General features: G+C 44.6%; 11 protein-coding genes and 2 pseudogenes. 9 read left to right on the plus strand and 4 right to left on the minus strand.

The window, feature by feature from the left end:
- Nucleotides 1-367 precede the first annotated feature (367 nt).
- The 9 genes and pseudogenes from N4T56_RS11635 (at nt 368) to xthA (ending at nt 9064) form a co-directional block, all read left to right on the plus strand.
- A pseudogene (locus tag N4T56_RS11635) lies at nt 368-1923 on the plus strand (anthranilate synthase component 1).
- Nucleotides 1924-1952: 29 nt separating this feature from the next.
- Nucleotides 1953-2556 (plus strand): annotated as a pseudogene (locus N4T56_RS11640) (aminodeoxychorismate/anthranilate synthase component II).
- A complete protein-coding gene (trpD, locus tag N4T56_RS11645; protein ID WP_390904043.1) occupies nt 2556-3599 on the plus strand; it encodes an anthranilate phosphoribosyltransferase in 1044 nt (347 codons plus the stop codon). The pseudogene N4T56_RS11640 and the gene trpD overlap by 1 nt, the downstream one beginning before the upstream one ends.
- Nucleotides 3592-4995: a bifunctional indole-3-glycerol-phosphate synthase TrpC/phosphoribosylanthranilate isomerase TrpF gene (gene trpCF, locus N4T56_RS11650; protein WP_261733333.1), complete on the plus strand. Its 1404-nt coding sequence runs from the start codon at nt 3592-3594 to the stop codon at nt 4993-4995. Before trpD ends, trpCF begins: the two co-directional genes overlap by 8 nt.
- Nucleotides 4996-5051: 56 nt before the next feature.
- A complete protein-coding gene (gene trpB, locus N4T56_RS11655) occupies nt 5052-6263 on the plus strand; it encodes a tryptophan synthase subunit beta (RefSeq protein WP_261733334.1) in 1212 nt (403 codons plus the stop codon).
- Nucleotides 6256-7059, plus strand: a complete 804-nt coding sequence (gene trpA, locus N4T56_RS11660; protein ID WP_261733335.1) for a tryptophan synthase subunit alpha — start codon at nt 6256-6258, stop codon at nt 7057-7059. Before trpB ends, trpA begins: the two co-directional genes overlap by 8 nt.
- Before the next feature lie 311 nt (nt 7060-7370).
- Nucleotides 7371-7922, plus strand: a complete 552-nt coding sequence (locus N4T56_RS11665; protein ID WP_261733336.1) for a septation protein A — start codon at nt 7371-7373, stop codon at nt 7920-7922.
- A 36-nt stretch (nt 7923-7958) separates the two neighbouring features.
- On the plus strand, nt 7959-8258 hold the full coding sequence (locus tag N4T56_RS11670; protein WP_238105737.1) for a YciI family protein: 300 nt from the start codon (nt 7959-7961) through the stop codon (nt 8256-8258).
- Nucleotides 8258-9064 (plus strand): exodeoxyribonuclease III, encoded by an 807-nt coding sequence (gene xthA / locus N4T56_RS11675; RefSeq protein WP_261733337.1) that lies wholly within the window; start codon nt 8258-8260, stop codon nt 9062-9064. Before N4T56_RS11670 ends, xthA begins: the two co-directional genes overlap by 1 nt.
- A 93-nt stretch (nt 9065-9157) precedes the next feature.
- On the opposite strand, the gene N4T56_RS11680 is transcribed toward xthA, so the two are convergent.
- Genes N4T56_RS11680 through N4T56_RS11695 form a run of 4 tightly spaced genes read right to left on the minus strand, consistent with a single transcriptional unit; the run spans nt 9158 to nt 12764 of the window.
- Nucleotides 9158-9634 carry a hypothetical protein gene (locus N4T56_RS11680; protein ID WP_261733338.1) on the minus strand — a complete coding sequence of 159 codons (477 nt, stop codon included), beginning with the start codon at nt 9632-9634 and terminating at the stop codon, nt 9158-9160.
- A 21-nt stretch (nt 9635-9655) separates the two neighbouring features.
- Nucleotides 9656-10426 (minus strand): hypothetical protein, encoded by a 771-nt coding sequence (locus N4T56_RS11685; RefSeq protein ID WP_261733339.1) that lies wholly within the window; start codon nt 10424-10426, stop codon nt 9656-9658.
- Nucleotides 10427-10429: 3 nt separating this feature from the next.
- A complete protein-coding gene (locus tag N4T56_RS11690) occupies nt 10430-11791 on the minus strand; it encodes a putative bifunctional diguanylate cyclase/phosphodiesterase (RefSeq protein ID WP_261733340.1) in 1362 nt (453 codons plus the stop codon).
- A gap of 52 nt (nt 11792-11843) precedes the next feature.
- Nucleotides 11844-12764, minus strand: a complete 921-nt coding sequence (locus N4T56_RS11695) for a cache domain-containing protein (protein ID WP_261733341.1) — start codon at nt 12762-12764, stop codon at nt 11844-11846.
- Between the last annotated feature and the right edge of the window lie 2 nt (nt 12765-12766).

Raw genomic sequence — 12766 nt, forward strand, 5'->3', positions numbered from 1 at the left:
CTAACATCGTGCTTTGCGTTCAATAAATCATCAACAGATACGACTCAACACATTTTTTAATGGTTTTTGAGTAATATTCAATTGACTTTAATGTCCAGCTGGGTTTTCCTATAGGCACGAAAGATGAACCCTATAATAGCGATTAACAATGACACACTCTTTAGCTTCATTACACATTACTTGGTGGTGGCACTTCCCAAATTAACGGGTGGTGTGAAGCGTTGTGCTCATTTTAAGAGACAAGATTTTACCAAAAAGCCCGCAGAAATGTGGGCTTTATTGTTATTTGACCTATAGGATTACCGGGTTAAACAACAGTTAAGGCGAACCAGATGATAAACATAATTACTCAAGGAGCGGCAGCATAGTGACCACACAATCTCAACTCGCTCAGGTTAGTACGCAAAAACAGGCGTTAACCTACCATACTGATCCACTTAATCTGTATCAGCATGTCACCCAAAACGCGCCGCATACTATGCTGCTTGAATCCGCCGAAGTCGAAAGTAAAGATCACCTTAAAAGCATCGTGTTAACCCATGCAGCAATGATGATCCGCTGTGACGGTTATCAACTGACGTTTAGCGCCCTAACCGATAATGGCGCCAGCTTACTTGAGCCAATTGCCACATTTTTTAGCCACGCAGGCTTACAACGTCAGCCAAATCAATTAATCGTGACCTTGCAAAAAGCCACTGAGCTACAAGATGAAGATGCACGCTTAAAATCAACATCACCGCTTGATGGTTTACGTATGTTTGTGCAGCACATTCACACAAACAATGAAGTTAAATTTGAAGACTTATTTTTAGGTGGTGTACTGGCTTATGACTTAATTGACACAGTTGAGCCACTTCCTGCAGCGCCTAATGCTAATAATGATTGCCCAGATTATTTGTTCTACCTAGCAGAAACCTTGATATTAATTGATCATCAAACACAACAAGCTGACATTGTGAGTCATCAGTTCAATCAAGACTCAGCCATTAAAACGCACCTGCAAGCGCAAGTCGACACAGTCAGTTTACAATGCACAACATTAGATGATGTTGCAGCGCTAAAGCCCATCGATGCAGACACTGGCGTAAATATCAGTGACGAGCAATTCAAAAAAACAGTAGTAGATTTAAAAGAGCACATTGTCGCAGGCGATATTTTCCAGGTCGTGCCGTCGCGTTGTTTCAACTTACCTTGCCCAAATACACTAGGGGCATATCGCGCCTTAAGACTGACCAATCCAAGCCCTTATATGTTTTATTTCCGCGGCTCTGATTTCACCCTATTTGGTGCATCGCCAGAAAGCGCCTTAAAATACGACGCGGCCAGCAATCAGGTAGAAGTGTATCCGATTGCCGGCACCCGCAAACGCGGTAAAAATGCTCAAGGTGATATCGATTTTGATTTAGACAGCCGCATTGAACTTGAACTGCGTTTAGATAAAAAAGAGTTATCTGAGCACCTTATGTTGGTCGACTTGGCCGTAACGACATTGCCCGTATTAGCCAAAGTGGCAGTCGTAAAGTGGCCGAATTACTTAAAGTAGACCGTTACTCGCACGTGATGCATTTAGTCAGTCGAGTCACTGGTCAGTTACGTCTGGACTTAGACGCATTACATGCTTACCAGGCCTGTATGAACATGGGCACATTAGTCGGCGCGCCAAAAGTACGTGCATCTCAATTAGTGCGCGAAGCTGAACAAGCCCGTCGTGGCAGTTATGGTGGGGCTGTGGGTTATGTTAACGGTTTAGGCGATATGGACACCTGTATTGTAATCCGCTCAGCCTTTGTTAAAAATGACGTTGCTTATATTCAAGCCGGTGCCGGAGTGGTGTTTGACTCAGACCCACAAGCCGAAGCCGATGAAACCCGTCAAAAAGCCCAGGCCGTGATTTCTGCCATCAAAATGGGAGGTGGACTATGAGCAACACGACCGCACAACCGGGCGCTAAAATGAAATTATATCTACTCGACAACTTCGACTCGTTTACTTACAACCTGGTGGATCAATTTCGCAGTTTAGGTTGTGAAGTATTAATTTACCGTAACGATGTCAGCGCCGACTATTTAGCAAATAAACTGATTAACGAAACCAGTAAAGCGGCTTTGGTATTATCGCCAGGCTACAGGTGCCCCGCACGAAGCGGGCTGCATGATGGAATTAATTGGTAAAGTGGCCGGAAAAGTGCCCATATTAGGTATTTGTTTAGGCCATCAAGCGCTGGCCGAGTATTACGGTGGTAAAGTAGAGCGCGCACCATTTGTGGTTCATGGCAAAGCCAGCCCAACCATTCATAATGGCACTGGCGTATTTGCAAATTTACCCTCGCCGCTGCCAGTTGCCCGTTACCACAGCCTAGTAGCCACCCGTGTACCCGATTGCCTTGAGGTCATAGCCACCACAGAAGACATGCCAATGGCACTGTTACATCCACAGCATCAAGCCATAGGATTTCAGTTTCATCCAGAATCGATATTAACCACTTTAGGCAGCCAATTACTGACCCAAACATTGGCTTATTTAACCCAAGACAACACCGCTAGTGGAGGCGCATAATGGCAAACTTACAACCTTTATTCGACCACCTTTATCAAGGTGAGCAACTCAGTCGTGAGCAGGCCGCCCAGCTGTTTAGCCATATCATTGCCGGCGAAATGGAACCGGCCACCATGGCAGGCATGTTAGTCGCGTTAAAGATGCGCGGCGAAACCATTGATGAAATCACTGGTGCTGCTGATGCATTAAGACAAGCCGCCAAGCCTTTCCCTCGCTCTGCAGCATCGATTGAAAGCGGTATTGTCGATATTGTCGGCACAGGTGGCGATGGCTATAACACTATTAATATTTCAACCACCGCGGCCTTTGTGGCGGCCGCTGCTGGCGCTAAAGTGGCCAAACATGGCAACCGCAGTGTATCGAGTAAGTCGGGCTCGTCTGACTTATTATCTCATTGCGGCATCGCACTCACCATGGCTCCTGAAGCCGCAAGCCAATGTTTAGATAAATTGGGATTATGTTTTTTATTTGCTCCGCATTATCACGGCGGTGTCAGACATGCAGTACCGGTTAGAGCTGCACTCAAAACCCGCACCATTTTTAATGTACTTGAATCATTAATTAACCCTGCCAAGCCTGAGTCAATGCTACTTGGGGTTTACAAACTCGAGTTAATAGAACCGATTGCCCAAGTGCTTAATGCCCTTGGGGTTAAACGCGCCATGGTGGTGTACGGCAGCGGCTTAGATGAAGTGGCTCTGCACGATATTACCCATGTCGCAGAACTAAAAGACGGCACTGTACGTACTTATCAGCTCACCCCTGAAGACCTTGGGGTCACGCGCGCTGATATCACCGCGCTAACAGGCGGCGAGCCAAGTGACAATGCACTGATTACTCAAGCCATTTTACAAGGTCAAGGCCAGGGTGCTCATCGTGATGCTGTTGCCATCAATGCTGGCTGCGCCTTGTATGTTAGCGGCATTTGCGACTCTGTTGCGCAAGGTACACAGTTAGCATTAGCCACATTAGCCACAGGCAAAGCCTATACACTTTTAACTGATTTAGCCGCTGCAAGCCAAGCTGGAGAAAACAATGAGTAACCCAGAAAGTAACGTATTAACACGGATTGTTGATACCAAAGTTGCCCATATCGCGGCTCTTAAACAGCGCTTTCCTGAAGCCAGTTTGCAACCTAAGATATCTGATCGCAGCCTATACAATGCCCTTAAAGCGCCAAATGCGCAGTATATTTTAGAGTGTAAAAAAGCCAGTCCCTCTAAAGGCCTCATTCGCCAAGATTTTAACGTCGAAGCCATAGCTGATATTTACACTCATTACGCCGCTGGCATTTCGGTACTCACCGACGAAGCCTTTTTTCAAGGTGACATGGACTACATTCCAAGAGTGCGCGCACGCGTCACGCAGCCGATTATCTGTAAAGACTTTTTTGTCGACCCATATCAAGTGAAGCTCGCAGCGCATCAAGGAGTCGATGCCATATTATTAATGCTGTCGGTGCTCGATGATGAGCAATATCGTCTCCTAGCCAACGAAGCCGCTAAGTATCAACTCGATACCTTAACTGAGGTGAGTAATGAACCGGAGTTACAGCGCGCCATTGAACTCAACGCCCCGATTATCGGCATTAACAACCGAAACCTACGTGACTTGAGCACCGATTTAGCCACCACTGAACGTTTAGCGCCCCATATCCCTGCAGATCGCGTGGTGATAAGCGAGTCTGGCATTTATAACCATCAGCAGACACGTCGCCTTAACCCGTTGGTTGACGGCTACCTTGTCGGCAGTTCAATCATGGCACAAGATGATATTGACCTTGCCTGTCGTCAGCTGATTTATGGCAACAACAAAGTCTGTGGATTAACCCACATTGACGACATTGCCGCAGTAGCTAAAGCCGGCGCGGTATTTGGTGGATTGATTTTCCACCCTAAATCGCCACGAACAGTCAGCGCAGAAACCGCCACAGAACTCATTGCCCAAATGCAGCAACAACACATCGCGCTCAACATGGTCGGTGTGTTTGTTAATGAACAGCCTGCCGTAATAGCAAACCTTGCCCAGTCGCTTAAGTTATTTGCGGTGCAACTACACGGCCAGGAAACCGAACTTGAAATTGATGCCCTACGCACATTGCTGACTCAAAACCAGCTCCGCACACAAATTTGGAAAGCGGTAGCTATTGATAGCCAAACAGGTGAAGTGGCACACAAACCACAAGGCGCAGACAAGTATTTATACGACAGTAAATCAGCCGAGCAATTTGGCGGCACCGGCCAAACCTTTAATTGGCAAGCAAACATCGACAATAAAACCGATGCAATGTTAGCTGGCGGCTTAACCCCAGACAATGTTTATCAGGCCAGTCAGCAAGGCTTTTATGGGGTAGATATTAACTCTGGTGTAGAATCAGAGCCTGGTCATAAAGATCATCAAAAACTGATTGCTGCATTTACCCAATTACGCCGTAACTAATTTGCATATTACGACACGATTTTTAGCGATAACACGATTACTCGAAGGGAACATTTATGACCGAGCTCAAGCTTAACCCTTATTTCGGCGAATACGGTGGTATGTACGTACCGCAAATTTTAGTGCCAGCCTTAAAGCAACTTGAAGCCGCCTTTGTTGACGCACAGCAAGACGAAAGCTTTCAAGCTGAATTTACCGACTTACTGAAAAACTACGCGAGCCGCCCCACAGCATTAACCTTAACCCGTAACTTAAGCCCTAATCCTATGGTAAAAATTTACCTTAAGCGTGAAGATTTACTCCACGGCGGCGCGCACAAAACAAACCAGGTATTAGGCCAAGCATTATTGGCTAAACGCATGGGTAAAAAAGAAATTATTGCCGAAACTGGCGCGGGGCAACATGGTGTAGCAACCGCCCTAGCCTGTGCTCTTTTAGGCTTAAAATGTAAAGTGTATATGGGCGCGAAAGACGTTGAACGTCAGTCGCCAAACGTGTTCCGCATGAAGTTGATGGGCGCAGAAGTTATTCCCGTCACCTCAGGTTCTTCCACCCTTAAAGATGCCTGTAACGAAGCCATGCGAGACTGGTCAGCAAGCTACGACAAAGCTCACTATTTATTAGGCACGGCGGCAGGTCCGCACCCTTTCCCAACGATTGTGCGTGAGTTCCAGCGTATGATTGGCGCAGAAACTAAAAAGCAAATTCTTGAAAAAGAAGGCCGCTTGCCTGATGCCGTTATCGCTTGTGTGGGTGGTGGTTCAAACGCCATTGGTATGTTTGCCGACTTTATCGATGAGCCATCAGTTGAGCTGATTGGTGTTGAACCTGCCGGTAAAGGCATCGACACCCCAATGCACGGCGCACCGCTTAAGCACGGTAAAACCGGTATTTTCTTTGGTATGAAGTCACCGTTAATGCAAGACAGCTCAGGCCAAATTGAAGAATCGTACTCAGTGTCTGCCGGGCTTGATTTTCCGTCTGTTGTACCACAGCATGCACATTTGAATGCCATTGGCCGCGCACGTTACGAGTCTGCAACCGATGATGAAGCATTAGACATGTTCCAAGAACTAGCTCGAAGCGAAGGTATTATTCCCGCATTAGAATCAGCTCACGCGCTGGCCTATGCGGTACGTTTAGCCAAAGAAGCCACCAAAGAAACCATTCTGGTGGTTAATTTATCGGGTCGTGGTGACAAAGACATTTTCACCGTATCAGACATTTTAGCAGCCAAAAAAGAGCAACAGGAGAGCGGCAATGAGTAACCGTTACCAAGCAACATTAGCAGCCCTTAAAGCCCAACAAAAAGGCGCGTTCGTTCCTTTTGTGACCATTGGCGATCCTGGCCTCGAGCTGTCATTAAAAATTATTCAGACCTTGGTTGATAACGGCGCTGATGCACTTGAATTAGGCTTTCCGTTTTCAGACCCACTTGCAGACGGCTCTGTGATTCAAGGTGCTAATTTACGCTCTTTAGCCGCAGGCACTAAACCTGACGATTGTTTTGAGCTTATCGCCAACATCCGCGCACAACATCCAGACTTACCGATAGGATTATTACTGTATGCGAATTTGGTGTTTGCTAACGGTATTGATGCATTTTATGCCAAAGCACAAGCGGCTGGCGTTGATTCAGTGCTTATTGCCGATGTGCCTGTTGAAGAGTCAGCACCTTTTGGTCAAGCAGCTAAAGCTCACGGTATCGCGCCTATTTTTATTGCGCCTCCTAATGCCGACGCTGATACATTAAAACTTGTCAGTGACAGTGGTGAAGGCTACACGTACTTACTGTCTCGTGCGGGCGTAACCGGTACTGAATCAAAAGCAGGTCAACCGATTGAAAATATCTTAGCTCAGCTTGCTGAGTTTAATGCCCCACCACCATTACTTGGCTTTGGGATTGCCGAGCCGCAGCAAGTTCGTGATGCTATTAGCGCAGGCGCTGCCGGTGCTATTTCAGGATCGGCTGTGGTTAAAATTATTGAAGCGCATCAACATGATGAGGCCACATTGTTGGCTAAGCTTGCTGAGTTTACCCGCGCAATGAAAGCGGCAACTTAAGGTCGATTGGGTATATATCACATATAAGGAGCAACATGTTTGCTCCTTTTTTATAAACACTATCATTAGCTTATACCAATCAACACAAGAATGATCACATTCTTGTGCTAATTGGTATTATTGCCAAAAAACGCTGGGCTATTGAACGAACCGCGATGGTAATTCACGTTAGCGCGAAAAAACCTCTCCAATGACAGATCACCTTGCGGTTACAGTTCATAAACCCTGTAGCCTCATGTACAATCGGGCATTATTACTTAGTTGATCGCCGTGCAATTGCGATTTTCGACCCTTTTTTGTTTGAGATATTTATGAAGCAACTGTTAGATTTTTTACCTTTAGTGATCTTTTTTGCTGTTTACAAATTTTATGATATTTACACCGCCACCGGTGTATTAATCGCGGCAACGGCTGTGCAATTAGTGGTGACATACCTACTTTACAAACACATTGAAAAAATGCATTTAGCCACCTTTGCCATGGTTACAGTGTTTGGTTCACTGACGTTGTTTTTTCATGACGATGCCTTCATTAAATGGAAAGTCACTATCGTCTACGCCTTGTTTGCAATGGGATTAATAGTGTCACAAGTCATGGGAAAACCTGCGCTGAAAAGCATGTTAGGAAAAGAAATGACAGTAGACGACAAAATCTGGACTCAGCTCACATGGTATTGGGTCAGTTTTTTTGTATTATGTGGTTTAGCAAATATTTATATTGCCTTTAGTTTACCGCTTGAAACCTGGGTAAACTTTAAAGTATTCGGCCTCACCGCCCTCACGTTAATCAACACTGTAATTACTGTGGTTTATCTGTACAGAAATATGCAAGATGAACCCATAAAACCTGAAGATGGTCAATGATCATCAATTCGTACTTTTAATAAGGAAGCCGTCAATATGTGGTACATGATTTCATCTCAAGACGTTGAAAATAGCTTAGAAAAACGTTTATCAGTACGTGCAGAACATTTAGCTCGTTTACAAGCTTTAGCCGACGAAGGCCGCTTATTAACCGCTGGACCACACCCAGCTATCGACAATGAAAACCCAGGTGAAGCAGGCTTTACTGGCTCGCTAGTGGTTGCTGATTTTCCTTCTTTAGAAGACGCACAAGCCTGGGCTGACGTTGACCCTTATATTGGTGCTGGTGTTTATAAAAGCGTTATCGTTAAGCCATTTAAGCGAGTATTACCTTAATGAAGATTGTTTCATTTAACATTAACGGTCTGCGCGCACGCTTGCATCAATTGCAAGCGCTAATAGACAGTCACTCGCCAGACATTATTGGCCTGCAAGAAACCAAAGTACACGACGAAGCTTTTCCACTCGCAGACGTAGAAGCTATGGGTTATAAGGTTCATTATCATGGTGGTAAAGCCCATTATGGTGTGGCTATGCTATCTAAGGCTGAGCCTTTAAACATTACTAAAGGCTTTGAAACCGACGAAGAAGATGCCCAGCGCCGTTTAATCATTGGTCAGTTCAAGCAAGATAATGGCCGTACATTAACTGTATTCAATGGTTATTTCCCGCAGGGCGAAAACATTAACCATGAAACGAAATACCCAGCCAAACGTAAGTTTTATCAAGATTTGATGCTGCACCTAGAAAAGCACCATCAGGCAGATGAAGACATCGCGATTATTGGTGATATAAATATTTCACCCACTGATTTAGATATCGGCATTGGCGATGTGAATGCAAAGCGTTGGTTAAAAACTGGCAAATGCAGTTTTCAGCCAGAAGAACGTGAATGGTTAGCGCGTTTGCAACAATGGGGATTTATCGACAGTTTCCGTTACTTGCACCCAAGTCGTACTGAGCGTTACTCGTGGTTTGATTATCGCAGCAAAGGTTTTGATGACAATCGCGGCCTGCGTATCGACGTGATATTAGTGACTCAACCTATGGTATCGCGCCTCGTTGAGTCGGATGTTGACTATGCGTTACGAGGCATTGAAAAACCGTCTGATCATGCGCCTATCTGGACTACGTTTAGTTAAGCTCACTCGGCAACTTAGCGTACTTAAATTCGGCAATAAACAGTTCAGTAATAAAATGCTATGTCAGTATTGGCGTAGCATTTTTTATTGGGCTTAAAAAAAGTAGCGGCTCGACAATTGCCATTGTTGTTCAACAAGATCGATAGGCTGGTTTAGATACTTTCTTGCAGGCCGGGTTGAATCAATCACATTGTATTCAAACTGCATAAACCAGGGTCTATCAAGCTGATACTGATAAGCCACAGTCAACGACTGCCCATCCTCGTTGTTATCATCTTCTGGTGTGTCATCGTTATCAGTGACAGAAAAATCTTCTACTCGTAGACTGACTCTATGCTGCGACCAACGCTTAGTTAGCATGATATAACCAGAATGAAAGTCATTATCGACCACAGGCCAGCCATCGGTATTGGTCATTAACGTACTGCCTTGCATATACTGGCTGATTAAATTGATCCCCATAGGCAAACGCCATTTGGCGCCAATATGACCAAATTGAGTTAACCACACATATTGGCCTTGCTCAACAATTAAGGTATCCGCATTGTTGTCGTAATAACCCGCTTGCACACTGCCATTGTTGCGCCAGGTCTACTTAGCGACAATATGTGCGCCAATACGATCATCAAGTTCGATAAAGGGGTCTGAGTTTACCGCTTGTTCGTCGAGCATGCCGCCTGGTTGCATTGCCGGTATGGCAGTAATGGGAAGGGTTTCTTGCAGCAGTGTTTGGCGTGAACTTTGCGTCCAACCATGCCAAGATAACATCGCGCCTGTGGTGTCGTTATACATAAACGCTTCGGCCGTTAACGAAAAATCATGGGCTGATTGACGGTATTTACCTAGAGACTCTATCGTGGTCGACAAACCGATATGCCTTACCTCTTCAGCAAGCCAGCTGTTCATTGTTGAATAACTTAAACTGTAAGGCGATGCCCATGCAGTGGCGACATTTTCTAATGAAATTTTGGGATACATCAAACCAAACTCTACATCGAGACGAATACCCGACTCGTTTGGAATATCGCGATAACGCACCATGGCTTCAGTTAAGCCAATGCCATTATTAATCCCATCGACATAGGCATTAGCCACAATACGGCTTGACCATGCATCGCCCCATTGGGTGTGATAACTGAGTCCTAATTGCGACAATGCGATTTGGCCACCATTGTCTGTAGCTAGTTTGCCTAAACCGCCGGCAAGGTACGAGTCGATAGTATTAGCATAGCCAATCCGGGTATCAACGACACCACTGATGCTATGCTCAACATCGCTAAAACCAAGTCCAATGGACTCAGCTTTGGTCTGAACGATACATAATAAACCACAAGCAATGATGATTAAGCGATAAATAAGCAACTCCTAGTTAAACTCTGATTGGCTGAGCCAGTCGTTAAACTGTAACTCAGGCAATGGTCTGGACAAATAAAATCCTTGTCCCATTTCACAATGACGTTCAGTTAACCATTGCAACGTCTCTTTATCTTCAATGCCCTCAGCAACCACTTTTAGCCCAAGGTTATGTGCTAACTGTAAGGTTGATTGCACAATTATCTGGTCAGTCTCGGTATGCAGTAATTTTTGCACAAAAGACTTATCAATTTTTAGTTCATCTACAGGCAATTGCTTTAACTGCGCCAATGACGAATAACCGGTGCCGTAATCGTCAATCGACAGGGTCAAACCATTGTTACGCAATAAGGTCAACTGTTTAACGGCAAGTTTAGGGTCGGATACCACTGCATCTTCGGTAATTTCTAACGTAAACGCTGACACCGGAACACTGTGGTGAGCTAACGTATCAATAACCCAATGACAAAATTGCTCATCTTTTAAATTTTCCGCTGAAATATTCACCGCAATACACATATTGACCCCTTTAGCCTGCCAACGATGATATTGAGTGATTGCTTCACTTATAACCCATCGGGTTAGCGCATCCATTTGCATGGTTTTTTCTGCAATCGGTATAAACGTATCTGGTGGAATGATGCCGCGTTTAGGGTGTATCCAACGCACTAAGGCTTCAACATGGGTAATTTTTTGCTGAACTAAATTCAATTTTGGCTGGTAGTAAAGCACTAATTGATTTTGTTCAATGGCCTCTTTCAGCTCATTAATTAATTGAAAACGCTCAATACTGTTTTTATCAATATTGGCATCGTAAATTTGATAATCGCGCTTATTAATTTTAGCATGCTGCAATGCTGTATCGGCTTGTCTTAATAAGGTCACAATATCTACACCAGGCTGAGAAAAGCTCACCCCTGCTGTAAATTGTAAATGCAATGAGATATCTTTATAGCAATAGTTTTGACCGATGTGTACTTGCAGCATGGTTAAAAAACTGTCAAAAGTTGAGTGTTCAAACTCTTTAAAAGCCAGTACAAACTCATCACCCGACAAACGACATGCCAAGGCGTTTGGATTAATATGACACAAGCGCTTGGCCACTTCTTTTATCACTTCATCACCCACAGCATGGCCTAAAGTGACGTTAACCTCTGTCATACGGCGAATATTAATTAAGCATACCGCCATCGACGAACCTGCTTCAATCCAGGGTTCACAGATCCTGTGTAATTGATTGCGGTTAGCTAAATTGGTTAAAGGGTCATGAAAGGCTTGATGCTCAATGGCTTGCTCACGTGCCACTATCGCTTGTTGCATCGAGGTAAACTCACTAGCTAATTGTTGTAACTCTACGCTCGAATCAACACTCACATTTGAATGGTAATTACCTTTGGCAATAAAACGCGCTTGGCCAATTAATTGCTTAATGGAGCCGAGTAATGGTGCCCGAAATCCAAAAAGCCAATAATAATGACACTGGCAGCATCAGCAGCAACACTGCCACTTGCTGCAACCATTGTGACTCTAGTGAAGCCAGTAAATCAGAGCGCGATTTATACATGTAGGCATGTAATGATTTATTATCCACCTCGCCTAAAAATTGCTTCCATAAAATGAAATCGTTATCGAGCTGATCTTTAACAATATATTGAGTAATTAACTGAGTATCATGTTGTTCAATTGCCAAGCCAGAATGACCGACATGGGTGATAGCCTCTTGCTCAATCAACATAAACCCGCTGTTTAATCCGGTGAGTTTTTGCAAAGAGTTTGCTAATGAATCGCCAATTAAAAAACCAAAACCCACCCAGCCAATCACGCTACTACCACCGCTGGTCAGCGGCGAAAACTTAATTTGATATAATTTGTTATCGAGTAAATAAAATGGACTAATCTGGTCAAACTCAGTGTCAATTTGGTAACGAAAAGGCGCATGTTGCTCTGAACCTAACGCCACGACTTCTTGGCCTAAATCATCTTGTGTGGCAACCAGTTGCCCTATTACCGTACCATCACCCGATACCGCCATGGCCAGAGACGCATTAATTCGGCTACGATGATTATTGAGCGCCACCAGAAAGCTGCGGTTGTCACCGTCAATAAAAATGTCTTTCAGGGCAAAATCTTTTGCCGCGGTAGAAGCAAACGCCGCCAGGTAATAATTACGGTTATCGTATTGCGACTCAAACACCAAACGAGCAACCTCAAGTTGATTAGCAACGTATTGTTGTTCGAGTCGTTGATTAGATTGATATGAAAGCCAAAAAGACAAGGCTAATACCGTAATAATAACCAATACAAAAAACGCAAAAATCCGTGTCTGCAGACGATTAAACAAAACCAATA

Source organism: Shewanella phaeophyticola (assembly GCF_025398315.1).
GTDB classification, from domain to species: Bacteria; Pseudomonadota; Gammaproteobacteria; order Enterobacterales; family Shewanellaceae; genus Shewanella; species Shewanella phaeophyticola.

What these genes read in the sequence shown, in the direction of transcription:
- trpD (WP_390904043.1), top strand. Translation starts at nt 2,556, where the DNA reads ATGGCAAACTTACAACCTTTATTCGACCACCTTTATCAAGGTGAGCAA.
- trpCF (WP_261733333.1), top strand. Translation starts at nt 3,592, where the DNA reads ATGAGTAACCCAGAAAGTAACGTATTAACACGGATTGTTGATACCAAA.
- trpB (WP_261733334.1), top strand. Translation starts at nt 5,052, where the DNA reads ATGACCGAGCTCAAGCTTAACCCTTATTTCGGCGAATACGGTGGTATG.
- trpA (WP_261733335.1), top strand. Translation starts at nt 6,256, where the DNA reads ATGAGTAACCGTTACCAAGCAACATTAGCAGCCCTTAAAGCCCAACAA.
- N4T56_RS11665 (WP_261733336.1), top strand. Translation starts at nt 7,371, where the DNA reads ATGAAGCAACTGTTAGATTTTTTACCTTTAGTGATCTTTTTTGCTGTT.
- N4T56_RS11670 (WP_238105737.1), top strand. Translation starts at nt 7,959, where the DNA reads ATGTGGTACATGATTTCATCTCAAGACGTTGAAAATAGCTTAGAAAAA.
- xthA (WP_261733337.1), top strand. Translation starts at nt 8,258, where the DNA reads ATGAAGATTGTTTCATTTAACATTAACGGTCTGCGCGCACGCTTGCAT.